26 protein-coding genes and 2 other annotated features are annotated in these 25,964 nt (G+C 36.5%); of the genes, 3 read left to right on the top strand and 23 right to left on the bottom strand.

Going from position 1 to position 25,964, the window contains the following annotated elements; genetic code table 11:
• Positions 1–20 precede the first annotated feature (20 nt).
• The 13 genes from RHP64_RS00575 to RHP64_RS00515 form a co-directional block, all read right to left on the bottom strand.
• Positions 21–884: a MetQ/NlpA family ABC transporter substrate-binding protein gene (locus RHP64_RS00575; protein WP_010284863.1), complete on the bottom strand. Its 864-nt coding sequence runs from the start codon at positions 882–884 to the stop codon at positions 21–23.
• 47 nt (positions 885–931) lie between these two features.
• Complete coding sequence (locus tag RHP64_RS00570) at positions 932–1,708, bottom strand: acetoin reductase (RefSeq protein ID WP_014324174.1); 777 nt, start codon at positions 1,706–1,708, stop codon at positions 932–934.
• 50 nt (positions 1,709–1,758) lie between these two features.
• Positions 1,759–3,090, bottom strand: a complete 1,332-nt coding sequence (locus RHP64_RS00565) for an APC family permease (protein WP_025267666.1) — start codon at positions 3,088–3,090, stop codon at positions 1,759–1,761.
• 1 nt (position 3,091) lies between these two features.
• Positions 3,092–3,838, bottom strand: coding sequence for a cyclase family protein (locus RHP64_RS00560; protein WP_011679084.1), 747 nt, complete (start codon positions 3,836–3,838; stop codon positions 3,092–3,094).
• A gap of 72 nt (positions 3,839–3,910) precedes the next feature.
• Positions 3,911–4,159: a binding site (T-box leader), on the bottom strand.
• A gap of 74 nt (positions 4,160–4,233) precedes the next feature.
• The gene (trxA, locus tag RHP64_RS00555; RefSeq protein WP_010291094.1) at positions 4,234–4,548 is read right to left on the bottom strand and encodes a thioredoxin; all 315 of its coding nucleotides are present in this window, start codon (positions 4,546–4,548) and stop codon (positions 4,234–4,236) included.
• Positions 4,549–4,562: 14 nt separating this feature from the next.
• A complete protein-coding gene (locus tag RHP64_RS00550; RefSeq protein WP_014324172.1) occupies positions 4,563–5,729 on the bottom strand; it encodes an amidohydrolase in 1,167 nt (388 codons plus the stop codon).
• A 25-nt stretch (positions 5,730–5,754) separates the two neighbouring features.
• A complete protein-coding gene (locus tag RHP64_RS00545; protein WP_011679082.1) occupies positions 5,755–6,570 on the bottom strand; it encodes a transporter substrate-binding domain-containing protein in 816 nt (271 codons plus the stop codon).
• A gap of 34 nt (positions 6,571–6,604) precedes the next feature.
• Positions 6,605–7,357 (bottom strand): amino acid ABC transporter ATP-binding protein, encoded by a 753-nt coding sequence (locus RHP64_RS00540; protein WP_011679081.1) that lies wholly within the window; start codon positions 7,355–7,357, stop codon positions 6,605–6,607.
• Between the two features lie 14 nt (positions 7,358–7,371).
• Entirely contained in the window at positions 7,372–8,040 is a 669-nt protein-coding gene (locus RHP64_RS00535) for an amino acid ABC transporter permease (protein WP_010285713.1), read from the bottom strand.
• 14 nt (positions 8,041–8,054) lie between these two features.
• Positions 8,055–8,612 carry a GNAT family N-acetyltransferase gene (locus RHP64_RS00530; protein ID WP_011679080.1) on the bottom strand — a complete coding sequence of 186 codons (558 nt, stop codon included), beginning with the start codon at positions 8,610–8,612 and terminating at the stop codon, positions 8,055–8,057.
• A gap of 21 nt (positions 8,613–8,633) precedes the next feature.
• Positions 8,634–9,968: an MmgE/PrpD family protein gene (locus RHP64_RS00525; protein WP_025267665.1), complete on the bottom strand. Its 1,335-nt coding sequence runs from the start codon at positions 9,966–9,968 to the stop codon at positions 8,634–8,636.
• Positions 9,943–11,025, bottom strand: coding sequence for a glutathione S-transferase C-terminal domain-containing protein (locus RHP64_RS00520; RefSeq protein ID WP_011679078.1), 1,083 nt, complete (start codon positions 11,023–11,025; stop codon positions 9,943–9,945). Before RHP64_RS00520 ends, RHP64_RS00525 begins: the two co-directional genes overlap by 26 nt.
• A 435-nt stretch (positions 11,026–11,460) precedes the next feature.
• Entirely contained in the window at positions 11,461–11,607 is a 147-nt protein-coding gene (locus tag RHP64_RS00515; protein ID WP_010290557.1) for a hypothetical protein, read from the bottom strand.
• Positions 11,608–11,674: 67 nt separating this feature from the next.
• Positions 11,675–11,920: a binding site (T-box leader), on the bottom strand.
• Between the two features lie 208 nt (positions 11,921–12,128).
• Between RHP64_RS00515 and RHP64_RS00510 the strand changes: the two genes are divergently transcribed.
• Positions 12,129–12,668: a YagU family protein gene (locus RHP64_RS00510; protein ID WP_011679077.1), complete on the top strand. Its 540-nt coding sequence runs from the start codon at positions 12,129–12,131 to the stop codon at positions 12,666–12,668.
• 87 nt (positions 12,669–12,755) lie between these two features.
• On the opposite strand, the gene RHP64_RS00505 is transcribed toward RHP64_RS00510, so the two are convergent.
• From RHP64_RS00505 to RHP64_RS00465, 9 genes are all read right to left on the bottom strand, one after another.
• Entirely contained in the window at positions 12,756–14,126 is a 1,371-nt protein-coding gene (locus RHP64_RS00505; RefSeq protein WP_025267664.1) for an FAD-dependent oxidoreductase, read from the bottom strand.
• Positions 14,127–14,306: 180 nt separating this feature from the next.
• The gene (locus RHP64_RS00500) at positions 14,307–14,762 is read right to left on the bottom strand and encodes a GtrA family protein (RefSeq protein ID WP_223316390.1); all 456 of its coding nucleotides are present in this window, start codon (positions 14,760–14,762) and stop codon (positions 14,307–14,309) included.
• Positions 14,763–14,871: 109 nt separating this feature from the next.
• Positions 14,872–15,876: a glycosyltransferase family 2 protein gene (locus tag RHP64_RS00495; RefSeq protein WP_025267663.1), complete on the bottom strand. Its 1,005-nt coding sequence runs from the start codon at positions 15,874–15,876 to the stop codon at positions 14,872–14,874.
• 20 nt (positions 15,877–15,896) lie between these two features.
• The gene (locus RHP64_RS00490) at positions 15,897–17,999 is read right to left on the bottom strand and encodes an ArnT family glycosyltransferase (RefSeq protein WP_111303335.1); all 2,103 of its coding nucleotides are present in this window, start codon (positions 17,997–17,999) and stop codon (positions 15,897–15,899) included.
• A 209-nt stretch (positions 18,000–18,208) separates the two neighbouring features.
• On the bottom strand, positions 18,209–18,847 hold the full coding sequence (locus RHP64_RS00485) for a hypothetical protein (protein WP_223318546.1): 639 nt from the start codon (positions 18,845–18,847) through the stop codon (positions 18,209–18,211).
• Positions 18,848–18,943: 96 nt separating this feature from the next.
• On the bottom strand, positions 18,944–19,834 hold the full coding sequence (locus RHP64_RS00480; protein ID WP_025267660.1) for an XRE family transcriptional regulator: 891 nt from the start codon (positions 19,832–19,834) through the stop codon (positions 18,944–18,946).
• 180 nt (positions 19,835–20,014) lie between these two features.
• On the bottom strand, positions 20,015–21,412 hold the full coding sequence (locus RHP64_RS00475) for a flavocytochrome c (RefSeq protein WP_025267659.1): 1,398 nt from the start codon (positions 21,410–21,412) through the stop codon (positions 20,015–20,017).
• A gap of 195 nt (positions 21,413–21,607) precedes the next feature.
• Positions 21,608–22,174 (bottom strand): ECF transporter S component, encoded by a 567-nt coding sequence (locus tag RHP64_RS00470; RefSeq protein ID WP_011679072.1) that lies wholly within the window; start codon positions 22,172–22,174, stop codon positions 21,608–21,610.
• Entirely contained in the window at positions 22,158–22,961 is an 804-nt protein-coding gene (locus RHP64_RS00465) for a hydroxymethylpyrimidine/phosphomethylpyrimidine kinase (RefSeq protein WP_014324160.1), read from the bottom strand. The genes RHP64_RS00470 and RHP64_RS00465 overlap by 17 nt, the downstream gene beginning before the upstream one ends.
• A gap of 471 nt (positions 22,962–23,432) precedes the next feature.
• Here RHP64_RS00465 and RHP64_RS00460 point away from each other — a divergent pair, with 471 nt between their 5' ends.
• Together RHP64_RS00460 and RHP64_RS00455 are read left to right on the top strand one after the other, a co-directional pair.
• Positions 23,433–24,743 (top strand): sensor histidine kinase, encoded by a 1,311-nt coding sequence (locus tag RHP64_RS00460; RefSeq protein ID WP_061514751.1) that lies wholly within the window; start codon positions 23,433–23,435, stop codon positions 24,741–24,743.
• Between the two features lie 5 nt (positions 24,744–24,748).
• Positions 24,749–25,474 (top strand): response regulator transcription factor, encoded by a 726-nt coding sequence (locus tag RHP64_RS00455; RefSeq protein ID WP_011679068.1) that lies wholly within the window; start codon positions 24,749–24,751, stop codon positions 25,472–25,474.
• A 272-nt stretch (positions 25,475–25,746) separates the two neighbouring features.
• On the opposite strand, the gene RHP64_RS00450 is transcribed toward RHP64_RS00455, so the two are convergent.
• On the bottom strand, positions 25,747–25,959 hold the full coding sequence (locus tag RHP64_RS00450) for a hypothetical protein (protein WP_025267657.1): 213 nt from the start codon (positions 25,957–25,959) through the stop codon (positions 25,747–25,749).
• Positions 25,960–25,964: the final 5 nt, after the last annotated feature.

Below are 25,964 nucleotides of genomic sequence, written 5' to 3'. Positions count from 1 at the left end.
TTGGAAATTCTAATGATAAACTAGTCAGCTAAATAAGAGACAGACTTTTGAACTTCGATTTTAGTACCATCAAACTTTTTGTTAATATATTTTTGAGCTGCTTTACTATGATACAACTTAACTAACTTTTTAAATTTAGCATTATTCTTATTCTTTTCTGCTGTGGCTAGAATATTAATATTGTCCTTTGTTGATTGGTTAATTTTTTCGTAGTAAAGTGAATCTTTCAAAACATTCAGTTTGCCTTCCAATGCGATTGTATTTCCAATAAGTGCAGCGGCAATCGAATTGTCTTTAATCACTCGTGGCCCGGTCGTATCATCAATTTCTTTAAACTTGAAGTTGTGTGGGTTGTTTTTAATATCATTAACGCCAGAAAGACTACCAAAATTATCTTTTAATGTTATTAATCCTGCTTTTGCCAGCAGTTTCAATCCACGTGCCGTGTTAGCTGCATTGTTAGCAATAGCAATTGTTGAACCATCTGGAATATCGTCGATAGAATCATATTTTTCAGAGTAAATGCCCATAGGCTCTAAGTATGTCGTCCCTAAAACACTCAACTTGTTCGAGCTATTATTCTTGTTATAAGCCACAAAATATGCGTATGATTGAAAGGCATTAACATCCACTTTCCCTTGTGCAGTCGCTGCATTTAGTGAGACCCCATCAGTGAAGTTCTTAACCTTGATAGTGATATTTTCTTTTTTGGTTTCTGGTAGTTTTGCAATATATTCCCAAATTTGGGCATCCGATCCTATTGATCCGACCGTCACTTCCGTCTTATCGGTTGTTTGCGCCGTGTTTCTATGAATAATCACACCTGCTACAATAACAATTCCTGCCACAACAGCTGCTATAACTACCGTTTTCTTTTTTACCATCTCAAATTCTCTTTCCTGTACTTTTTATTAGAAATACTTACAAAACATCAATGAAATCTCATACCACCATCAATTAAAATCGATTGCCCAGTAATATACTTTGCCTGCTGTGAAACCAAAAATGATACAACATCGGCTACATCATCAGGCAAAGCCGCTCTTCCTAACGCAATTTCATTGACAACACTTTGCCTTTGAATCTCAGCTGTTGTGTTTTTAATTTGTGCTGTTCGCTGATCAATATAATCGCGCAAAGGTGTAATAACAATACCCGGATCATAAGCATTTACAGTGATATTATATTTTGCGAGTTCTTTTGCCGCAGATTGACCTAATCCTCTAATGGCAAATTTGGAAGCTGAATATGCGCCTTGTAGTGCAGATCCTTCCACTGCAGCCAGTGAAGCAGCATTGATTATCCTTCCGCCACTCCCTTGCTTTTTCAACTGTTTTGCAGCCGCCTGGATTCCCCAAAAAGTGCCCTTAAGGTTAACATCAAACAACCGCTCAACTTTTTCCGGATCACTATCGATAATGCTATCAATGTAGGCAATCCCTGCGTTATTAACAAATACATCTAGACGCCCAAAATCAGCTACTACTTTATCAACCAAATCAAAAACTGATTTTCGATCAGCAACATCTAAAACATAATATTTGGCTTGGTTTTCCTTAATAGCGTTGATACTATCACTCACATATTTAGCACTAGATTCATCAATGTCGACTACTGCAACGTAATAATTTTCTGTCGCGAGTCTCTCAGCAATTGCTTTTCCTATTCCTCTACCACTGCCTGTAATAATTGCTACTTTCTTTGACATTTACTACTCCTGTCTCTTTACATAAAGTTTGTATCATTAGCATTGAAAATTTATTCTGAAAAATCAAACTGGGGTACAGGTTTTTTAAAAATACTCGTTTTATATACTAAAATAACGAGTCCAATGATTAACCAAAATAACCCAGTTAATTTTGCTTCAAGAGCTAAACTCAAAAATATCCACAAACTCACTGAAAACCCAATGAAGGGTGACACTAAATACTTTACAAACGACTCAATATTTTTATCAGGACGCTTGATATAAAAATGCCAAATAACAGCTATGTTTAATGACAAAAAACCAAATAGGGCGCCAAAGCTAATTAAATTTGATACTGTGGTTAACGATAATGATAGGGAAAGGGCAACAGATACAATCCCCACAAGTATAATGGCAACCCACGGCGTGTTATAACGGGGATGCAAGTAGGATAAGCGCTTTGGTAAAATACCGTCTCGTCCCATTGAATACAAAATTCTTGATACCGCAGTCTGCCCTTCTTGACCACCCGCCAAACCAAATGATAAAACTAAAGTGAATTCAGCTAAATGCACTAACCAGCTACCACCCACTTTTCCCAAAATAGTTAAAAATGCTGTATCTGGATTTAATTCACTATAATTTGGTGCAACAAAACCTGCAAAGAATGTAACGATGACGAATAATGAGCCGATTAAAATAATTGACAACACAATCGCTTTTCCAATTGATTTAGTTGGGTCGTTAGCTTCTTCTGATAAAGTACTAATGGCATCAAAACCTAAATAACTGACAATAACAATCCCAGTCGCTTGAACAACTCCGGACAAATAAAAATGACTAGCATTATAAAACGAACTGACATTAAAACTAACTGTACCATTCGCTAAGGCAACAATAGTCCCCACGATGAAAGCTATTAAAACCACGCCCTGTAACCCAAAAAGTAACCAACTGAATTTCGATACAACTTTAATCCCTAATAAATTGATAACTGTATTAAATATGGCTATGCCTAGAATCCAAACCCAGAAAGGAACAGCCGGCAACAATGACTGACCGAAAGACGCGCTGATAAGATAGGTTATAACGGGAATTAAAATATAATCAAGCGTTATACCCCATCCTGATAGAAAACCTAACACAGGATTTGTTCCTTTTTGAACGTAAGTATACACCGAACCAGAGTAAGGAAACTCACTAGCCATGCTAGCATAACTAAATCCAGTAAATAACATAGCAATCATTCCGATTAGATAAGCTAGCGCCACCATACCATGGGCTGGCGATAGAAATGAACCGTAAAAGGCGATAGGCGCTACTGGGATCATGAATATAATGCCGTAAACAACCAAATCTTTTGTGGAAAGTGATCGTGATAATGTTATTTTATTCTCTGCCATATCAAACCTCCTCGGGAACTATGGCAAATACTCGAGCTGGAAATCCAGGAGATTTTTCAACTTTCGGCACTGATATTGAAATTAAAGCGCCCGTGGCCGGCACTTGGTCCAAATTAGCCAATAGTTCAATTTGATAATGGCCACTACTCAATACATAATATTCACCTTCAAACCCTTTTTCTGGTTGTAAAATGGCAGGGTCAGTATCGAAAGTTTCATGTCCATTTGCTATTGCTTGACGCTCTTCATAAATATATTTAAGTGCTTCCAAAGACCAGCCAGGATAATGATTTTGTAAATTATCATCCTTATTTTCAAATTGTTCTTGTGATGGCCAACGCTTTGACCAGTCTGTTCGTAACGCTACAAAAGCTTTTGGTGGAATGGTGCCATGCTCCTTTTCCCACTGCTTAATATCTTCCACTGTTAAAATATAATCTGCATTACTTGCTACTTCACTTGATTTGTCAATGACTACTAACGGTAGTAAAAAGTCTTTCAGATCAATATCTGAGTCATATACATTCTGATTTTTCTCGAAATGTACCGGTGGATCAATATGCGTACCATATTGACCTGGGAAGGTATACTGTTTCACGAAAAAACCATCATCATGTGTAAAAAGTGTTTCAAATTTTGCGGCAGCGAACGCTGGGAAGTGCGGGCTATCAGGCCCAAATGTATGGGTTAAATCAACCCACTGAAATTCTTTCAATTCTGATAAGATGTTATTTAATTTGTTTGTCATAGACCATTCTCCATTATTTTTTCTACATACGACAATAAAAAAGCCCCATAATCTTTGCCTTGTCTACAAAGATTATGGGACGAAAAACTCGTGTTACCACCCAAATTCTATAAAGTATCACTACTTTATACTTGACAGGTACATCAAAAGAAATATACCTTAACGCGATAACGGGCGCACCCGAATGACATTTACTCACATTAAGCTCATATCAATTTAACTCCAAGACCATTTTCCAAATTTTTATGATGCTAACTTTCACCTCACGTTAGCTCTCTACACAATCACTCTAATTTGTACTTATCTTTTCAAAGTTTTTGGTTATAATTATCTTATTGTATCCACATTGAATAATAATGTCAATGTTATTATTCAATGTCTTCCTCTGCTAATGCTTAATCAACATACTTATTTAAAATATTCACTAGCTGTTCGCTATTATGAAAGCCAGTTAGTCGTTCAACGATTTTCCCGTCTTTGTGCACTACCAAGGTAGGTATAGCTCGAATGCCAAGCGAAGCAGCTGTTTCTTGACTAATGTCTACGTCAACTTTAAAAAAATGAATATCATTTCTATCTTCAGATACAGTTTCTAACACAGGTGACTGCATCCGACACGGGCCACACCAAGTAGCCCAGAAATCAACGATAGAAACACCAGTTTCTACTTCTTCTTGATATTGTTCATCAGTTATTGCTTTTACTACCATTCTTAAAAATTCTCCTATCTATCATTTGTGGTTGTACCACTAAAATGTGCTAATAACCGGTTAGCTGTGTAGAAATACCATCTAGCAGCTGTCAACAGACCACGGTCGTCAATAATTAAATCATCATGATGCCAATCAGTTGTGCCTGCACTACCAATAAATGCAAAAACACTTGGTACTTTCTGACTAAAATACGAAAAATCTTCTCCTGCATTAGATGGTTTTGGTGTGAGTAATTTCGCATGTTGTTTGGTTTCTTCTATAACAATGGGCGTCAGCTCACTATCGTTATTAACAACGTTTGGACCTTCAATCCAGGAAATATCAACCGCCAAACCAAAAGTTGCAGCCTGGCCGTTAACAATTTGATAGAATTGTTCTCGAGCTAATTGACGACTGGCCTGGTCAAAACTTCGAACCGTACCCTCAAACCAAGCAACATCAGGTAATACATTCCATGTACTACCACCATCAATATGTGTAACAGAAACAACAACTGGACTTTGTGGATCTGTTTTACGGCTAACAACGGTCTGTAGCGTATTGACGGTGTTCGTTAAAGCAACAATGGGGTCATTCCCTAACTGTGGCATAGCCGCGTGTGTACCCTGACCACGAAAAGTAACTTTAAATTGATCAACTGCCGCCATCAATCCACCAGATAGAATGCCAATTTCGTTAACTTTCAGGTCCGGCTTATTATGAAAACCAATAATTGCATTCAAGTTTTTAATACCACCAGCTTCTGCCACAGCTTGGGCACCTACATGAATTTCTTCTGCGGGTTGAAAAATTAATCGAACCCTGCCGGTTAGCTTATTAGCTTGGTCAGCTAATAATTCTGCCGCTCCTAACAAGGAAGCCATATGGAAGTCATGCCCGCAAGCATGCATAATACCTTCATTAACCGATGCATAATTGAGCCCAGTTTTTTCGGCGATTGGTAAGGCATCAATATCTGATCTTAATCCAATAATTACGTTTGATTCACTTGGCCCTATTTCAGCAATCACACCAGTCAATAATTTTTGTGGTGTTACAATATGATAACCTAAAGTTTCCAAGTAACTATTTAAAAACAATGTAGTCTGGTGTTCTTGATTAGATAGTTCCGGATGTTGGTGCAGCTGATGGCGTACCTTGGTTAATTTATCTTCTAGTGTTTTGTCATTGATTGCCATTATATTGCCTCATGTTCTTATCCTGTTACTTTAAATCAGCTGTTGCGTCATACCCGAAGTATTTTTCGGATAGTTTTTTCAACGTCCCATCTTCCTTTAGTTTATTGATTGCTGGGTTGAGCTTCTTTAATATTTTTGCGCTTTCACTATCATCTTTACGGAAAGGCAAGGCAATATTTACAGTTGCTGCACTCCCTTTCACAACCTTCCAAGGGTAATTTTTGGCTTTGATTAACGCCTCTAAATTATTACGTGTGTTAACCACACCATCAACGTGCCCTGCTAGTAAAGCTTGAAAAGTGACGTCACGGGCATCATATAACTTAAATTTGATTTTACTATTATAGTCTTGCAAATTTTTGGTATTGTTTGAAGCAGATGCGCCAGCAATTGTCTTGCCTTCTAAATCATTTAATGTATTATAATCAGAATCTTTGTTAACTGCTACTGTTGTTTCTTCTTTGTTATAAATATTACTAAACTTGTACTTAGCTTTTCTTTCTGGTGTAATAGCAACATCATTAGCCACAGTGTCAAGCTTATTGTTATCTAGTTGCCCCAGCAAACCATCGAATTCACCAGTGACCCACTGTACTTTGTATCCTGCTTTTTTTGCTGCAGCATTGATTACGTCAACATCAAAACCAACTAATTTTCCTTTTGATTTGTATGCTGTTGGGAAGCTGGTTCCCGTCGCGCCAATTTTAAGCACTTTTTGTTTAGTATCTCCTTTGGCTTCGTTTTTATGGTTATTGGTTTGATAAATCAAACCGCCTACGGCAACAATAGCAATTAATACTACGACGATAATCACACTAATGATTGGGTTCCTTTTTTTCATACGCTCTTCTCTTTTCTTTTTTATTCAATACAGCTTATAAATAATTATTTTTTGAAACAGAATTTACAAAATCATTGACTCTTTTGGGACCATTGCTTGACAAGACTTGATCAGGCGATCCTTTATGGACAATTTGTCCATTTTCTAAGAAAATAATTTGATTTCCGATTAGTCGGGCGAATTCCATTTCATGTGTCACAATAACCATTGTTATATGCTGTTTGGCTAATGCCAGTATCGTTTTTAAAACACTTCCAACTAATTCAGGATCTAATGCCGAGGTTGGCTCATCCAATAAGACAACAGATGGTTTTGCTGCAATTGCACGAGCTATTGAAACGCGCTGCTGCTGTCCCCCTGAAAGTGAACTTGGATACTTATCTTGAAACGCCACTAATCCTACTTCCGATAAGACTGATGCAGCAATGTCATGTGCTTCATCCCACTTAGCCAATTTATTTAACAATAGGGGTGCCATCACATTCTCAATGACAGTCATATTTTTAAATAGATTAAATTGCTGGAATACCATTGTTGACTCCGATCGTAAGGATCGCGTTGATTTTTTGTTAATTTTACGGCCATCAATAGATGTTCCACCAATTTTTATAGTACCTTGAGAAGGTTCTTGTAACAGATTTAGTGTTCGTAAGAGCGTTGTTTTCCCTGAACCACTCGGTCCAACCAAAACCGTCACCTCTCCCTTCTCAACAGAAAAATTGATTTCCTGCAGTATTTTCTTTTTTTTAATTTCAACAGATAAATTATTTACTTCAATCAGAGCCATAATGTCTATCCTTTCTAACTATATGGCGTGTTCAGTACTCTCTCTACCCCAGACTGTGCCCATGAATAAAGAATAATTAACACCCAATATGTAAGACCGACCGCTAAATATGTTTCAAAATATTTAAATGAATCACCGGCCAACATCTTTCCTTCTGCAAAAACCTCTGTTATGCCTAAAGTAAAGGCTAACGAAGTTTCTTTTAACAAACCAACAAATGTATTACCCGTAGCAGGTAAGGCATTGATAAATGCTTGCGGTAAAATTACATAACGGAAAATTTTAAAACTTTTGATATTAAGTGACTGTCCTGCCTCTATTTGCCCTCTATCAACAGAATTTACCGCTGCTCTAAATACCTCAGATAAGTAAGCAGATTGCTTGAAACCAAGACCAATAACAGTGGCAATAATGGCAGGCAATCCTTTAAATATCGGGAAAATTTGTGGTAAACCATAATAGATTAAGAATAGCTGCACCAAAGCTGGCATTCCTCGAAAGAAAGATACATATATTGAAGCAAACCAATGAATAACCTTATAATGCGAAAAGTGTAGTAATGTAATTATGCCACCCAATACTATCGCTAATAACATAGATAGTATTGCTAACAAAAGCGTCATCGGAATATATTTCACAAGTTCTGGAAATGTATTTACAAAGTAATGCCAATCAAAATTCATATTTCACCTACTCACTAATAACGTACTTTTGTTTTATTTTTATTTAGATATTTCTTCAATTGTTCAGACTCTAACTGGTCAAATTTTCTATTCAAAACTTTTACCATATACACTGTCAAATGATCCGGCGTTTTTTGTACCATCTCAACGGGTTGGTAACCAACTGAAGTATAAAATCTTTTTAACCAAGGATGTTCAACCGCTGTTCCTAAACTAACCATTGGAGCTTTTAGTTGTTTTTGAATGTACTCTTTTTCAACCCAATCAATAAGTTGTGTTGCATAACCTTGCTTTGAAAACTGACTATGAGTAGCAACCCATCCAAGATGAGGTATAGCATACGGACCTGGATTTTTTGACCAAGGTAACCTGACAGATACCGTCGCTACAATAGTATGATTTATCTCTGTCACAAAGGTTGCTGTGTTCTCGATATGTTCATCAATCTGTTGTAAAGTAACTCTTGCCGCTTGAAAATTAATACCTAGTTGTGTGTCACTCTTATACGCTTCATGTAATAAGAGCTGTAATTCTTTTACTTCATTTTTTTTAATGAATCGATTAGTGATCACTTTTCCTCCAGGGTAGCTGCTTTAAATTCTTGCAATAATGTTAAGCAATCCTGCTACCGATTTCGATGTCAATCCCGCCGTCAAAATATCGAATAATTCATTTTCATCTATCGACAATGCATGAGCTAATTTGACATATATCTCATCCATTGTTAGTGGATTCTGTGGTGACCCTTGGGGCCAATCAATATATATTGTATTGATAGATTTGTCAGTACGCACGAACTCAACTAGTATTTCCCTTTGATCAACAGCTATATTCTTTAAATCATTAACTCTTTTAAACAAATAACTCATCTCTTGAAACTTTTCTGTACTTACACTGCTATCAAAAAGTTTGTCATTCACATCCCCAAAGGTTAATATTTGCCACGCAATGTACTCAATTGAAAACTTTCCTTCTTGCCCATTCAATGGTTGCTTATACCGCAAGACCTTATCTCCAAAAGGTCTAAAATGGAAAATTACTTGCTTGATGTTTTTTATATTAATTCCCTGAAGGTAGCCCTGTTTGATTGCATCATACCCAGACATAGCAGCAGAGCAAAATTGATGTCGCTTAAACCAGATGCCAGGCGTGATAATTTGAGCAGGAGTTAACCATGTTGATTCTATTAAATCTAAATCTAATTCCTGCCCAACAACTATTTTTACCCAACCTGTTTGATTGTTAAAAACATCTTGATTGGTTGTAAGTTGGCTGGACACAAATTGATAAGATTGCACCGCACGCTGTGCAGCTAACCCCGCATGCATTGGCTTAGTATCAGTACCTGCCTCCATTCCAAGACCTGTAGCTTGTGTAGCAGCAAATGATAAAATGTCGATAGTTTGACCCAAGGAAAAACGTTTAAAGAAAGCAAGGCTAGCAGCTGCAGCAATCGTACCAAGGGTTGCAGTTGTGTGGTACCCAGATAACTTGTGTGTTGGGTTGACTTGAAATCCAACTTGTCCAGCAATTTCCACCCCTACAATATAGGCCTCAAAAAATCTATCTGCACTTTCAGTCCCATCAGCAAGAGCTAACAAAGCTGAATAAATGACAACACTTGGATGGCCGCGAAAATTAGCTTGAACATCATCGAAATCATTGTAATGTGCAGCGAATCCATTAAATAATGCGGCATGATCACTACTAGCTGTACCAGCTTGACCTAAAAGCTTAGCCGGTCCAGCATTTTTGAGTGTGTCAAATAATCTTTTCACCGCTGGTTCATTTCTAGAAACATAGGCACTTGCTAAATAATCCACAAAGCATTTTTTGGCAACATTCAATTCGTCTATTTGGAACTTGGAATCTACAATTAACTGGGCTAACTTCCGAGTATTACTAACCAAATTTTTCTGCTCTGTCATTTGCTTCTTCCCAAATACTATCATCTGGCCCTAATGGAATAATTCGAGGCAGATCCTCTTGCGGTGTATGATCAACCTCATAAAAACGTTGACGCATTGATTCAAAATTAGTATTGTCGCCAAATGCAGGGATGGCATACAAATCCTTAGCGTAGTTCCACAAATTAGGATAATCAACTAAACGTTTTTTATTAACAAAATACTTTTGATAAAACACTAAGTCAAATCGTGACAGCGTGACATATAAATTAATATCTACTAATGTTATTTGGTCACCGAATAAGTAGCGTTGGTTGGCTAGGCGCTCCTCTAGCCAATCTAATCGATTAAATACTTTGTCATACCATTTTTTATAATCTGCTTGAGAACGTCCATGACCCGCCTCATTAACCGCATAATTGATGTCCATCAATATGATGTCACTCAACGCATCAATATCTGAACGCAAGTTCTTAGGATATAAGTCCGGTGCAGTTTCTGGTACATATTCTTGCCAGGCTAAGGCAAATTCTTTGATTAAATTATTATAATCATTGTTAACAACCTTACCGGTTTGAGTGTCAACGAGTGCTGGTACCGTCGTTCTTTTATCGTATGAAGGATCAGCTAACCGGTAAGCTTCCCCAAGTGAATGAATCCCTAATACTGGATCAACATCCCCATCATCTAACGTAAAGAACCAGTCTCCAACTACCCCAGCTGGTCTCAAAGGATCAACGATGCCATTAGAAATCACTTGATCTAAACCTAATAAATCAATACCAATGGCAATACGATTAGCCCAAGGGCAATGACGAGACCAAATCAAGCGATAACGGTTAGGTGTAACAGGAAGCGTACCGTCTGTAAAACGGGCTTTAAATTGGGGGCCTTGATAGGCTGAAAACTTTTCTCGTTCATTAAAATTGGACTTGTCTTTACCGTTGTCATATTCTTTTTGCTTTTGATGCGCTCGCGGATTAGCAACCTTTGATTGTGAAAAATCAATCGGACACGCCTGTAGTGTATCCGTTACCTCAATGTTTTCTAGTTCTTTTTGTAGTGTTTGATCACTCATGCTGTTTCTCCTCAAATCTTTCTTTCGTCTATATTTTTTAAGTATTTTAAATCATCATCTTTATATATCACCTTAACTAGGCTGTTTTCAGCTCTATTATGACCACCCCCTTTATTTCAGACCACAAAAAAGCAACCCAGCTAAAAATAGCCAGATTGCGGGACGAAAATCGTGTTACCACTCGCATTCAATAATCTATCACTAAATTATTCTCTTTAAGTTCTGTTTTTTAACAAAACTCTGTGCTATATCGGGCACACCCGGAATGAATTTACATACTTGCTCACCCATTCTATGACTCCAAGACCATTTTCAACTTATTCGTAACACCAACTTTCACCAATTCGTCGGCTCTCTTTCAGTTACTCTTTAAATTTACTTATCTTTTCTTTGTCTTTAAAACTGCAGTTACTTCTTTAAAGTTAAAATTGATAATTACGACTTAGTCGTAGACGATATAGGCTTGCTATCCGATATCAATATTGTTTCAAAGCCCACATCAATAAAAGCTGGAAAAATAGTTAAATCAATCCATGGAAACTTCTTTAATACAGTCAAAACATCATACAATTTATTGGTCATTACTTATTCTCCATTCATTTTATTCATCAACAAAAAAGTCCCATAATCTTTGCATTATCTACAAAGATTATGGGACGAAAAACTCGTGTTACCACCCAAATTCTATAAAGTATCACTACTTTATACTTGACAGGTACATCAAAAGAGAGATACCTTAACGCGATAACGGGCGCACCCGAGCGGTATTCACGAACATGCTTATACCACTAACGACTCCAAGACCATTTTCAATTCATTCGTAATACTAACTTTCACCAAATGTTAGCTCTCTTTGATTACCCCTAAAATTTACTTATCTTTTCTTTGTCTCATTTATTTGTAATAACCTTACACTATTTATAATTATTTTGCAACCATTTATTTTTATTCTCATTGTTTTTTAATTACAAGTATTTTATTTCACAATTTTGGTAATATCCATAATTAATCGAACATATTCCCGAAATCAAATGAATTGACAAACGATCCCAATGGCTGTATTATTAACAGTTGTTAAATGATTCACATAAGGGAGAAACACTATGGTTACACTAAATAAACCAGTTGCATCACTAAAGGAGATCATTACTAAAAGTATTTTCTACGGATTTATTGCAGGGATGATTTCAGGAATGGTTAAAATCGGTTGGGAAAATATTTTGCCACCACGTACACTAGCTCGTAATGCCACTAACCCACCACAACATATGGCTGAACAGCTTGGCATTCCATCTAAACTAGTTCATTCATTCTTTTACTACTCTCAAGATCAAAAAGTATTTTGGTTCACATTGATTCTACACTTCTCATTTGCCATTGCGTTTGCAATACTATACGTATTTGTATCTCAATATTGGTCTAAAGTAGCTTTGTGGCAAGGTGCTGCTTATGGTATATTCCTTTGGATTCTTTGGCATATCATTATCATGCCTGCATTTGGAACAATTCCAGCTCCATGGAATCAACCTTTAGATGAACATATTTCTGAGTTCTTTGGGCATATTGTTTGGGCATGGTCGATCGCAGTGACGGTCTACTTCTTAATTGCTAAGGATAAGAATGGTCATTTAGAAAACGTATAATTCTACTTATTAAATAAAAAGAGACGCAACCTTTCGAGTTGCGTTTCTTTTTATTTGTAGCCTAATATTACCTTATTCACAAACTAATTAAAATTTAGGCTCACCAAGTGCATGTTGTGCCGCTAGGTTCAATAGACTCCATTGTCGGTCAAATCCTGGTTGGAAGAAAAAGTCAGCTTCAGCCAAATCTTCCAAACGAAGTCCGTGTTCGATCGCTAGCGCAATAACATTACCTTGAGCCGTTATATCATAAGTCGATAGCACCGCACCGCCTAAAATACGATGTGTCTGCGGATCATAGCCCAACTCGACATAAACTTCAGTGTTCCCATTTTCTCGAGGAACGTAGTCGGGCCGTAAGGTATCTTGGTAGAAGGAGCTCTTCAAAGTAACACCTGATTTTTGGGCCGTTGTGGTATTTAATCCAGCCGTTGCAAAATGGTAATCGAACACACTTAACGCTGACGAGCCAACGACCCCTTTGAAAGGAACTGAGGGCTGATTTTCAAATAAATGTGCGATTATATAACGGACTTCACGCCGTACAACGGTTGCTAGTGCAATTGGTAATTTAGTTTGGGCAGGGATTGAATACGATAGAACCGCATCTCCCACAGCATAAACATCTGGTAAATTCGTCCGTAAATATTCATCCGTTTTAATCCAGCCTCGATCGTCTAAATCAATCACATCTTTCAACCAATTTGTATTTGGCTTAACCCCAGCGGCTTGAATAACTAAATCACTCGGGTACTTTCCCTCATCTGTTTTTACTGCCGTTACTTGACTAGTTCCTTCATAACTTTCGATGCGAACGCCAGTAACCACTTTTACACCTTTATCAGCTAATTCCTTTTCAAGAACAGCTGTTAATTCAGCATCTAAATAATTTCCCAAAGGGCGGTCAATCATATCAATTAAAGTAACATTTTTCCCGGCCTTAACACTAGCTTCCGCTGCCTCAACGCCAATGTAACCCGCACCAACAATTGTGATATTTTTAACATCGGGATTTTCTAACTTGGCCTTTATACTTGTTGCCCAATCTTTACCACGCATGAGGTAGACATTTTCTAAATCAGTCCCTGGAACAGGTAGACTATTTGGTGTCACGCCTGAACTTAATATCAGCTTATCATAGCTATATTTCTCAGTACTACCGGTAGTAACGTCTTTGACAGAAACTGTTCTATCATCAGCATCAATTGCCAGTACCTCGTGGTTACTGTAAATTTCTGCGCCCAGCTGTTCCATATCTTCAGGACGGAAATTACGAACATCATTAACATCAGTAACACTATTTTCCAAATATAATTCCATGCCGCAAGACATGAATGAAATAAAATCACCGGCTTCAAACAACTTGATGTCAAGGTTCTTGTATTTACGAGTTAGTTCTAGAATAGCTTGATGTCCCCCATGAGATGCACCAACTATAATAATCTTTGTTTTTGACATTCCTAATTCCTCCTTAATATTGTTATCCTTTTCCTACCTACCATGCTAGAACAATTCTAAACAGAAAGCAATCGTTTTGATTTTTTGACAAAAAAGAACAGCTATATCAAATAGCTGCTCTAAACTTGCTTGTTCTTAAATAAAGTCATCACTTTTATCTACAGGTAGCTGATAAAGATGTTAATTGAAAATCATAAATTTTGAAATAAGATAATTTACAATTACCGATAACACTTGTATCAAAATAATTGCTAGAAAACTATTTAGTTCCGTACTATTTGAAGCGAATTGGTTTACTATTGGTAATGAAAAAGGAAATAGCTTAAAGTTTACTTGATTAAGAAAGAAAATATGAATAAAAATATTGCTATATTTTTCGATCATAACGTAGGTTAAAAAGAAGTCAATTCCGGCCACAAATAACCGTCCCCAAAGGAATCTGACGAACTGAACGAACACGCTTTTTGTTTGTTTGGTTGTAAAAACAAACAGTTTATTAACAACAAATGCGAATATAATGGTCAGTGTCTGCGAGATTAGGACAGGCAGCATTGTGTCATCAAATATTTTCATGGAAATGAGTCGAACGATTAAATATACTATGGTCGTTGCCACACCCCAGAAAATATACTTCATTTTTTCAGAAAGTAAATATTTACGCAAAACGATTTGTCTCCATTCAAATCCAAAGAGTACTTTGATTACTATTGAACAATATCATTATCAATTGTATTATCCTTGAAAATCACTTCATGGCATAGTCATCAACTTTACGTAGCTTTTCTACGAATAGCCCTGTTTCAGTTTCAATTTGAAATAAAGGTCGTTGCTTCACTTCGGTAAATATTTTGCCAATATAAATACCAACAATCGATATTGCTACCAAGTTAATGCCTCCCAATAACCAAATGGAAATCATCAAAGATGACCAACCTGCTTCTGTGTTTCCAATCATTTTTTCAAATATTGTGTAAACAATTTCAATACTGGCGATGCTGATGACAAGAATGCCTAAATTAAATAATAAACGAATCGGTTGAACACTGAAACTGGTAATGCCATCAATAGCAAAACTCAACATCTTTTTTAATGGATATTTTGATGTACCTGCCTGACGTTCACCACGTTCATAGAAAACTTTATCTGACTGAAAGCCAACTAGCGGTACCATAGCGCGTAGAAAAACATTTCGCTCAGGTAGTCGCAGTAATGCTAGCACGGCAACACGACTCATTAATCTAAAGTCGGCGTGATTTGGTACCATTTCAACACCTAAGAATGATAAAATTTTGTAAAAGGTTAGTGCCGTATTACGTTTGAACCATGTATCGGTTTTTCTACTGGATCTGACCCCATATACGATTTCGTTGCCCGCTTTATATTTAAGCACCATTTTTTGAATAATATCTGGATTATCTTGCAAGTCAGCATCTAGTGTTATAACAATGTCCGCTAATTTAATACTCTCTGACATTCCTGCTAATAATGCTGATTGGTGGCCAAAATTGCGAGATAACTTGACACCAATTAAATCAGAATTTAATTGTTCTTTTTCTTGAATAAATTCCCATGTATTGTCTACAGAGCCATCGTCCACAACCATAATAAAACTATCGTCGCTAATGAGATTTTTTTGAATCAAAGTCGCTTTAATCGTATTCAATTTCGACAAAGTTGTAGGCAAAACTTCCTGCTCATTATAGGCTGGTAAAATCAACCCAAGTCTTGGTGTTGTAAATCTTGTCAGCATATTTAAAGTATTCTCCTTTCTTATTCGTATATATTTGATAGATCATATAGCGTTGTACTTTGTGATTGTCCACCCATTTGTTGCGTTGGGGAACTTTGATTTGACGTACTAGAACTATATGTGACCTTAGTACCATTCTTTTTAACCCAAGTTAGTATTTTACTAATTTGACCACTTGAAGTTTTACTATTATTACCCATAACGAAGTATTTAAGTTGTCCCGACTTGACTAGCTTCTTAAACTCGGATAGAGACATCGTTGGATCAGTACCGTTATAACCACCTATAGCCATAACTGCTTTGCCTGATTTGATAATATATCCAGATGCTGAATTAGAATCTGTTGTAGCAAATAAGTATTTAGCATTGCCTTGATGCTTCTTAGTGTAGCTCAATAATTGATTATTGACTTCCCCGCCCATATCACTGCTTCCGGTTTGACTTAGCAGGGAAGGACTAGCGGCTGGTATTGCTGCAGAATTGTGCGACAATGTTGGTGTTAACGACCACCAGCCTGCCATTAGTAAGATACTAATGGCCGACAAGACAATTTTTATTTTGTTATTGATTTGTCTAGGCAATAACCACCAGATAGATAAGCCAATTGCTACAATAATCAAGATAATGCTGATAATTTGATAATATGACCATACATAGTACGCTTGCAGTAGAAGCGTTGTTAATACGGCAACACTGACTACTATTCGTGCGATCATTGATTCTTTATTGCTTTGAGCAGACATTTTCACAACCGCCGCTACGCCAATTGCTGTCAGTGCAGCAATCGCAGGGGCTAGCATAATTGTGTAATACGGGTGAAAGAAGCTAGCAACTGAGAAAAATCCATAGACTGGAACGAACCAGCCCGCCCAGAGCAGAACCTCAGATTGTTCCTCAGAAACATGGTACCATTTAGCACCACGTTTTCTAAATCCAAACCAACCAGCAATAAGTCCAAGAATTGCAAGTGGCAGATACCAACCAATTTGTGAACCCAAATCTGATTGGAAAAGCCTAAATGGTCCAGCTGATCCAATAGCAAATGCACTGTTACCGCCACCCTGGCCACCTTGTGCTTGTCTGGTCATTTTTCCTGACTGACCAGGTGCTTTGCCTTTAGCCTGGTTTTCGTTTTTATTTGTAGATTGGTTTGGTGGCGTGCCAGTTGGCGCTTTACCACCGTTTTGTTGTCCGGTCGGTGCCTGTCCGGTCATTTTACCAGTTGGCGCTGACCCGCTCGGCTTTTTACCACTCGGAGCACCGTTATTTTTTTGAGTTCCTGTTGATTTTTTGGTACTTCCCATGCCAGGGAAAGCACCGCCAGTTCCTGTTGATTGTCCTAACAATCTTTCGGTACCGTTATATCCAAATGCTAGCTCCATTAATGAATTCGTTTGTGAGCTACCAATATATGGTCGACTAGATTGGTCAACAGAATCAACTGCCAACGGGTAGGCTACTGTAAAAATCGATAAGGAAGCCATACCAACAACTAACCAAGCAATTTTCTTTTTCCACGGTAGTTTGATTGCTACCCAATAATAAACAAGCATTGCTGGTAAAATCATGAAGGCTTGTAACATTTTGATGTTAAAGCCCACACCAATCAAACCAAAACTGACAATGACTAGCCAAATATTTTTCTTAGCGACTGCTTTTTGTAAAATATATACAGCTAAAAGCAAGAAAAATACCAGTATAGCATCCATATTATTTGTGCGACTATTAGCAACAACCGTTGGCGTTAATGTTAAAATCAAGGACCCAATTCGTCCGGCCCATAAACCAAACTTTGGTGCTAATAATTTATACATTAAGTAAACAGATCCTATACCCGACAAAACACTTGGTAAAACAACCGACCAGCCATGTACACCAAATATTTTAGCTGATATGGCCATTAGCCATAATGCAACTGGCGGTTTGTCAACAGTAATAAATCCTGCTGGATCAAAAGCGCCGTACCAAAAATTCGACCAACTTTTTGTCATCGAGGTAATAGCCGCCGTATAGTAGCTATTAGCACTACCAGCATCCCATATACCCCAACCATACAAAAAGGCACTTAGTATTAAAATACCGACTAAATACCAATCTGTTTTTTGCATTCTTTTTAATTGCAAAACTGCTACCTCCTTATTCAGATAAATTTATTGTAAGAGTGGATTAATATATGTAAGTTAAACAAAAATTAATTCAACATTAAATCAATGCATTTTTACATTGACTTAATGCATAAAAATAGAAAGCATAACATGCAAATATGCACCTTATGCTTTCTATTTTCCCTCAGTATTTTCTATCCAAACACAACCCCATTTATTAAATGTGATTAACTCGTCATCCGTCGAATATGCAGGTAAGTAAATACCCCTATAGGGACAGCAGTCATAACAATCGTTGCTACAAAACGCAATAAACTATATCCAAGACTGCTACTATCAATCAAATGCTGTATTATCGTAAATAAATAATACCCAGGAAACAACTTTTGAACAGCACTGATAATCGTGACGAATCTTCCTGTGGTCCACGTATCAAAAGGTATAATCAATAATGCCCAAACCATCATAATTGGAAAGGATAACGCATCCAACACTTTGTTATCGGCTACGATGCCCATCGCAAATCCTATTAAACAAAAGTATACTCCCAAGATCTGACACAACAAGACCTCAAAAATGAAATTAATGTCTACTTGTATTGTCTGCATAACAACACCACAAATGGTTACAGTTAACGCAATGAGGACATTTAAAATCAACTGAATCATCATTTGATCCAACACCCAATTTTTTATACCATAACGCGAGGTTTTAGCCTGTAAAAAGTAAAAATTTTGACTACGATTAATGGTTTTTCCAAACGTAACAACCGAGTTGCCTGTAATACCCATTACGCAAGAAGCAACAAACCAAATACTCGAATAACGATGAGTAAAGAACCCGGCAGACTTTGCTATATTAACCATGAATATGTACCACATTACTGGTGAAATAAGTGTAAATAAAATGAAGCGTCTATTTCGAAACGTTTCCTTTAATTCTATATATGTAATCATCCTGTATCACCCCTCGTTATTATTATACTTACGGTACCATTCTTCAATTGTCTGATTATTAGAATGTATTTCCGTCACTTTTTCATCTTGTACAATCACGCCGTCTTTTAATAACAAAATACGATTAAAATACCGATCAATTTGATTAAAATCATGTGTAATAGTCAAAACACTACCAGCAACATGATCCATATAATTCCAAAAGAAATCAATAGATTCTAAATCCATGCCAACTGTCGGTTCATCTAGAATCAAAAGCTTTGAAGAACTCATTACACTTAACAATAATGCAAGTCTTCTTTTTTGACCGCCAGATAGATCACTAATTCTGACATTAGCTTGTTCTTCCAAATGAAACTTTTGTAATAACCCACTAACAAATTGCGTTGAATAAATGCGATGAATGCCGGCAGAAAGAGCTATATGTTCTGCCAATCGAAGCGTTTCTATTAAAGTATTTTCTTGGGGCATAACATTTAAATCCTCTTTGGGATCAAATAATCTTTCGATGTGACCTGCATCTGGTCGTAGCATGCCCGCAATAATATTTACAATAGTAGACTTACCCGAACCATTGCTCCCTAATAATGCAATGCGATCCTTACCATAAATTTCTAAATTCACATCATTTAATACTGGTTTTTTAAAGCCTTTACGAACGGCCGTCAACTTCAATAATAATTCTTCTGGGCTCTGTTGTCCGGCCAATAAATAATTTAAATCAACTCCAAAGATGTCCGCTAACGCAATAAGTTTATCAATGTCTGGTTCAGCATCCCCACGCTCCCATTTTGAAACGGATTGACGCGAAACATATAACTTTTGAGCAATAATCTCCTGCGATAAACTTTTCTTTTCCCGTAACATATTGAGCTGATAACTGAATATATTTTCCATATTTTAATTCCCTTCACTTTGTTGTGCACAGGTTTTATTATACGTAAAAGATTTCACTTGACCATCAAAAGCGCAATATCTCTGTATCCCTTTAGCTGCGCTGGTCGCAACTAGTAGTTGCATACTAAAAAGACTATTGCCTCACCAATAGTCTTTCCACGTTTCTCTCAAAAATTTAATTTATGACAAACTCAAAACATGTTTTGCAGCTTGCTGGCCCGCCTGTCGACCAAAAACAATTGTTTCGGCAATTGAATTACCACCAATGCGATTATCTCCATGTAATCCACCAGCCACCTCACCAGCAGCAAATAATCCTGGTACTGCCTCACCTATCTCATTTAAAACTTCAGTTAAACGATTAGTCTTTATTCCGCCCATTGTGTAATGAACGGCCGGTTTAATGTGAATTGCATAATAAGGCGACTTCTCAATACCACGATCCATGCCTGTCTGGCGATCAAATGCTATATCCTCAAAGGCCTTTTGATACATGTTCCAACTACTTACTGTTTTTTCCAAGTTATTAGGGTTTACACCTATTTTTTCCGCTAGCTCATATATTGTATTTCCTGAAACAGCTAACCCCATGGCAACATAAAAGTCGGCTGCTTTAAATGCCTCGCAAATGCCCTGATCAAATACCAGTGTCGCTCCATCCTGATGCAGGTCATTAATGGCCTTAGTCACCTGATCACGTGTAGCCATTTCATTAGTAAAGCGTTTGCCTAAATGATTGATCAAAATAGCACCAGCACCGCGCAATCCCTCGCCTATTAAATAAATATGATCCGTTTCCTGCTGGGCAGTTGGGTGAACTTGTACTTTGTTCATATCTACCAGTGCACCACCGGCAGTTGTTGCAAGCTTAATACCGTCACCGGTCGCACCGGGGTGATTTGTCGTGCCTAACCTTAATAAATCAGGAGCATATACTGACATCATGGCACGATTCTGTGCGAACCCACCACTAGCAATCAGAACTGTTTTGGCATTAATAATCTTTTTCCCTGCTTGCGGGTGCTCAATCTCAACCCCCGAGATATGACCATCATTCTTAACTAAAGATAAGACTTTTGTCTGATTAAAGACAGGGATGCGCTTCTCCGCTAACTGCTGTTGCAGCCCCTTTACAAGATAACCGCCAATTGCAGTGGCACCGGTTGGTTGATGAGCGCGTTTTTTTGACATACCACCTGTCGATACAATCTCATTTAATTCAATATTATGATAAGACAACCATTCAATTGCAGATTCAGTATGTCTCACAAAATATGACAATAATTCCTTATTATTACTACCTTTTCCACCCTTAAGCGTCTCTTCATAAAATGATTCCTGCGAGTCAATTATCTGATACTTTAATTGTGTCATCGTTTCAACAGCATTCATACCAGTAGACGCGCGCATTGAATTACCCCCTAGGCTATTTAACTTTTCAAATATAACCACATCCAGCCCTAATTCTTGCGACTGAATGGCAGCAGTCATGCCCGTCGCGCCCGACCCAATAACTACAAAATCATATGAACTTTTCAAATTATCAATATTGGTACATGAAAAATTAAATTTACCCATATTTGCTCCCCTCATTTTATGGCAATCACCATGCTTAATAAAATATATCTTTATCTTACTATACTTCAGTCGTTTTAGAGTTAATTCAGAAACCACCGTCAGAAAAAATAGTGTTCGTTAATCACAACTGTTATGAGCAAAAAAGCTACTATCCTATAAATAATAAGATAATAGCTTTTACCGTTAAGTCGAAGTTTAACTAAAATTATTTCTTACAAATAATCGTTTAAACTGTTCAGCTAGTACTCGATATATCACAAAGACAACAACTAATGTCGTAATGCAATTAATTATAGTAGGAAAAAGAGATGAAATAGTAGCTATTATTGCCGGTTGCAGTGTCATCCCCTTAAATAAGCTCATCACAAAATTATGCCCCGTTGTCATTACTAATTTAGCAAAAACAGCTGAAAGAATAACAAGAATTAATTTTAAATTGGTTCCATGTTGTTTATAGTTTACTAATGAAAACACATAGGCCGCAACACCACCAACAATGAAGCACTCAACAAAATAATAAGGCGCTTCCATGGCATAACCATGCATCACATCGAATAATGCTAATCCAAAGCCACCAGCCAATGCACCCCGTTTATAGCCTAATAAGAGTACTGAAAGGAGCACTGCTGAGTTGCCCAAATGTACAAATGGTTTTCCTATCAGTGCCGGCATTGGAACCTGTATACTGGTCGCTACAAATGTAATACTAGTAAATAAAGCAACTAACACAATGTCTATGACTATCCTATTTTGTTGTCTCATGACCATTTTCTCCTTGCCAAACATGGCCTACAAATTGATTGACTCTAACTGCATTTTCTATCGACTGAAATGTAAAATTTTTGGCATCAAGAACCGCCTCGTGTATCGGCATCCCCTTCACAATGTTCGCCAATATAGCTGCAGAAAAAGTACAGCCTGCACCATGATTGTAATCAGTTGCTATCAATTCTCGTTGGAATATTTCAAAAGTAGTACCATCATACAGCATGTCTGTAGCTAGATTATTATCAAACCTACTACCTGATTTAATGACAACATATTTGATGCCGTAGCTAGATAGCTTTTCAGCGGCTACTTTCATTTCGGACACGTTGTTAATAGACTCCACTCCCGTTAACATCGCTGCTTCCAAAATATTGGGCGTAATAATGTCCGCTTTGGCTAATAACTTTTCTTTATAAGTCTCTAGATCAACCGTACGATCATTATCGATTGACAATTTTGTAGCCATGACGGGATCCACTAACAATGCACTAGGCTTCACGCTTTCTAGATAGCCAACCAGTGTATTGAAATTATCAACATCTGAAACCATACCAACTTTAATGCCAGCTAGATCAACCGCCACTGCTGTTTGTAATTGAGACGCAAACAGATGATTTGGCACTGTATATTGTGTCACTGCCCATGTTTGTGGTGCCATAGTCACAATATTTTCAATAGCAACCAAATTAAATATGTTGTATTTTTCGAAAGTTCTAATGTCCGCCTCTATACCACCGCCACCACTTGTATCTGACCCACCGATAGATAATATTTTATTCATAATTCTCCCATTTAAATTTTGTCAAGTTGTAATTATAAATGCTATTATACTAGTTTACTGGGTGATATCAAACAGAAAATTTTTGATACTAATTAATGTATTATAAAAAGCCACTAATTTTCAAAGACTAGCGGCCTTCTAAATATTTTTATAAGTTACTACTTAGTTCAAAAAAAATGTGCGTTGTTCATTATCCTGCACATACCACGCAGCAAATCTCCCCCATTAACTTTAGTTAACGTTTCCTGATTTAATTTTTTGAATTGTTCTAATTCCATTACTTTTAACCCCCTCAAATTATATTTGTATAACCATTATCTCTACTATTCTATAAAACTTCAATATTGTCTCATTGAACGGTCAACAACATTACGTTAATGGTTTTTGGTTTACTTAATTGACTGAGCTGATTTTAATGGTAAACGTTTATCTTTTAATGTAAAATGTAACTAGAGTTAGGGGGAACTTGTTATGTATATATTAGTAATGATTAACGTTATGTTTGGTTTTCTATTTTTATCAGGCATAAAATATATTATATTCTGTGCGATGAGTAAAACAAAGTACAGCCTACGCTATTTTGTTTTATTTGTAATAGTGATTCTAGTAACAACACACTCATTGAGTATACTGGGGCACTCTGTACAAGTATTGTACTTAGTCCTGTTGGGGGTACTTCCCAATAGACAAACTCAAAATATTCATCTCATCTGTTTTTATGGACTATACGCCATTTTAACGGTATCTGCTTTAGGAACCATACTTCAATCATTTGGCGAACTATTTTTGCCTTCGCACTTTTTTGTAGACGATGTTGTGACTCTCTATGACAGCATTGCTACGCCAATACTCATAGGCATTATACAGTTTGGTGTAATCAAACTGATTGCACCGAATCTAGAAATTATACGAAAAAACCAACATTTACAGAAAAGCAATCGTTTGAAATTTATCAACTCACTATTGTCTATTAGCCTAATACTTTATTTATTGACGTACCAATTTAACAATACTTCATATAAAAATGCTGTTAATATGTTCTTTGTTATTAGTTTAATATCATTATTGGTTTATCTTAAGAATACTACCCAAAATTATTTCAACTTTCAATTAGCGCAGCAAAAGCAACAGCAATTAGATCATTTAACAACCTATACAACACAAATCGAAGATCTCTATAAAAGTATCAATGGTTTTCGTCATGATTATGCCAACCTAATTGTCAGTTTAGAAACAAGTATACAAGCCGGTGATATCAATCAGATTCGCTCTATATATGAAGATGTATTAAAAAACTCCCCGAATGTATTAAATCATGGGAATCACACCTTAGGATCATTAACAAAAATCGACATCCCCGCAATCAAAAGTATTCTATCAAATAAAATTATTTTAGCACTAGAAAAAGGTATTCATATAGAATTCGAAATTGAACAAAAATGGTCCACTTGTCACGTTGATGTTTTTGATTATATTCGTATGCTGGGTATTTTATTAGACAACGCTATTGAAGCCAGCGAAGCATGCTCAGTGGCGTTTATTAATATTGCGTTTATTACAGATAATATTAAGCAGGAGCACCGTCTCATTATTGAAAATTCCACTAACCAAGAATTTATTAATATCGGCCATATTTTTCAAGATGGCGTAACTAGTAAAGGAGCTAATCGTGGCATTGGATTGAGCAATATGCAACATATCTTAAGTAATTATGAACAAGCACACATAGAAACCGAATACAGCAATTATCGATTCCGACAGACATTGATTACACAAGGATAAATTTTATGCACATCAACATTTTAGAAGATGATATCATACAGCAACAAAAATTGCGACGCTACTTAAACGAATTAGTCCAGGAAAACAATTGGTCATGCCAACAGATTAACACTTACTCAAAGCCAGAACAATTATCACAGCACTTACTTAGTAATGGAACGCATCACATATACTTTCTCGATATTGAAATCAAAGGATCGGATAAAAAAGGGTTTCAGGTCGCTAAAGAAATTAGAAAACATGATCCATATGCTGCTATTATTTTTGTCACGACTCATTCTGAATTCTTGCCACTTACTTTCCAATATCATATTTCTGCACTGGACTTTATAGATAAAACGCAATCATCAAGTGATTTTAAGCAGCAATTAAAAGAATGCTTAACTCATCTTGTAGAAAAAAAGCATCAAGATAAGCCTCTAGACTTATTTCACTACAATACCTCACAATGCCATTTTCAGATACCCTTCAATGATATTCTATTCTTTGAAACAATATCTGGTACACGACAAATCGCTTTAGTGAGTAAAAATAAACGTATCCAGTTCACAGGTCGATTACAAGATATCGAAGCGATGGATGATCGATTATTCCGTAGCCATCGTTCCTATCTTGTAAATATTAATAAAATTGAACAAATTGATAAAGTCAATAATGAAATTATCCTTCATAATCAACTAACTTGTCTAATTTCCCGAAGAAAAATAAAAGCATTAAGAAACCTCCTGTGACTAAAAAAGTCGGGTTCACTGTTACCATCTTAGTGAACCCGACTTTTTTATTTTTTTGTGTATGATCTGCAATAGCTAGAATTAATAGTTTCCCAACAGTACATCACTAACAATAATGCAGTAACCTGAGAACTTTTGATATGTTTTCCCCTATAATAACCATATACTTTCTTGCCATCTGTCTAATTTGAATAAGTAATGTGATTGTTTTTTTACAATTGAATTATATAAAATAGTATTTTATGTAATAAAAGACAACGATATAATACTATTTACCGAAGAAGAGAAAATTTACTGTCTTTTTTTAATGGCCATACAATCAAATTAACAAAAGTTATTATTAGCAAAAAATGAGATGCTTGCTCTAAGTCTCTTGCAGAAATAATATTTAAGATACCTACATCTGTAAAAAAACGCAGTGCTGCAATGACAAAATATAATATAAATGCTCCTAATGCTATTGCAGCGCTCGTGTCATCTGTCATAATTA

This window comes from Leuconostoc sp. XM4 (assembly GCF_055698815.1).
Note: the sequence above shows the minus strand (reverse complement) of the source record. Positions and strands in the feature narration are given on the sequence as shown.

Coding starts and splice junctions, on each gene's coding strand:
- RHP64_RS00575 (WP_010284863.1), bottom strand. CDS start 884: ATGGTAAAAAAGAAAACGGTAGTTATAGCAGCTGTTGTGGCAGGAATT.
- RHP64_RS00570 (WP_014324174.1), bottom strand. CDS start 1,708: ATGTCAAAGAAAGTAGCAATTATTACAGGCAGTGGTAGAGGAATAGGA.
- RHP64_RS00565 (WP_025267666.1), bottom strand. CDS start 3,090: ATGGCAGAGAATAAAATAACATTATCACGATCACTTTCCACAAAAGAT.
- RHP64_RS00560 (WP_011679084.1), bottom strand. CDS start 3,838: ATGACAAACAAATTAAATAACATCTTATCAGAATTGAAAGAATTTCAG.
- trxA (WP_010291094.1), bottom strand. CDS start 4,548: ATGGTAGTAAAAGCAATAACTGATGAACAATATCAAGAAGAAGTAGAA.
- RHP64_RS00550 (WP_014324172.1), bottom strand. CDS start 5,729: ATGGCAATCAATGACAAAACACTAGAAGATAAATTAACCAAGGTACGC.
- RHP64_RS00545 (WP_011679082.1), bottom strand. CDS start 6,570: ATGAAAAAAAGGAACCCAATCATTAGTGTGATTATCGTCGTAGTATTA.
- RHP64_RS00540 (WP_011679081.1), bottom strand. CDS start 7,357: ATGGCTCTGATTGAAGTAAATAATTTATCTGTTGAAATTAAAAAAAAG.
- RHP64_RS00535 (WP_010285713.1), bottom strand. CDS start 8,040: ATGAATTTTGATTGGCATTACTTTGTAAATACATTTCCAGAACTTGTG.
- RHP64_RS00525 (WP_025267665.1), bottom strand. CDS start 9,968: ATGACAGAGCAGAAAAATTTGGTTAGTAATACTCGGAAGTTAGCCCAG.
- RHP64_RS00520 (WP_011679078.1), bottom strand. CDS start 11,025: ATGAGTGATCAAACACTACAAAAAGAACTAGAAAACATTGAGGTAACG.
- RHP64_RS00515 (WP_010290557.1), bottom strand. CDS start 11,607: ATGACCAATAAATTGTATGATGTTTTGACTGTATTAAAGAAGTTTCCA.
- RHP64_RS00510 (WP_011679077.1), top strand. CDS start 12,129: ATGGTTACACTAAATAAACCAGTTGCATCACTAAAGGAGATCATTACT.
- RHP64_RS00505 (WP_025267664.1), bottom strand. CDS start 14,126: ATGTCAAAAACAAAGATTATTATAGTTGGTGCATCTCATGGGGGACAT.
- RHP64_RS00500 (WP_223316390.1), bottom strand. CDS start 14,762: ATGAAGTATATTTTCTGGGGTGTGGCAACGACCATAGTATATTTAATC.
- RHP64_RS00495 (WP_025267663.1), bottom strand. CDS start 15,876: ATGCTGACAAGATTTACAACACCAAGACTTGGGTTGATTTTACCAGCC.
- RHP64_RS00485 (WP_223318546.1), bottom strand. CDS start 18,847: ATGGTTAATATAGCAAAGTCTGCCGGGTTCTTTACTCATCGTTATTCG.
- RHP64_RS00480 (WP_025267660.1), bottom strand. CDS start 19,834: ATGGAAAATATATTCAGTTATCAGCTCAATATGTTACGGGAAAAGAAA.
- RHP64_RS00475 (WP_025267659.1), bottom strand. CDS start 21,412: ATGGGTAAATTTAATTTTTCATGTACCAATATTGATAATTTGAAAAGT.
- RHP64_RS00470 (WP_011679072.1), bottom strand. CDS start 22,174: ATGAGACAACAAAATAGGATAGTCATAGACATTGTGTTAGTTGCTTTA.
- RHP64_RS00465 (WP_014324160.1), bottom strand. CDS start 22,961: ATGAATAAAATATTATCTATCGGTGGGTCAGATACAAGTGGTGGCGGT.
- RHP64_RS00460 (WP_061514751.1), top strand. CDS start 23,433: ATGTATATATTAGTAATGATTAACGTTATGTTTGGTTTTCTATTTTTA.
- RHP64_RS00455 (WP_011679068.1), top strand. CDS start 24,749: ATGCACATCAACATTTTAGAAGATGATATCATACAGCAACAAAAATTG.
- RHP64_RS00450 (WP_025267657.1), bottom strand. CDS start 25,959: ATGACAGATGACACGAGCGCTGCAATAGCATTAGGAGCATTTATATTA.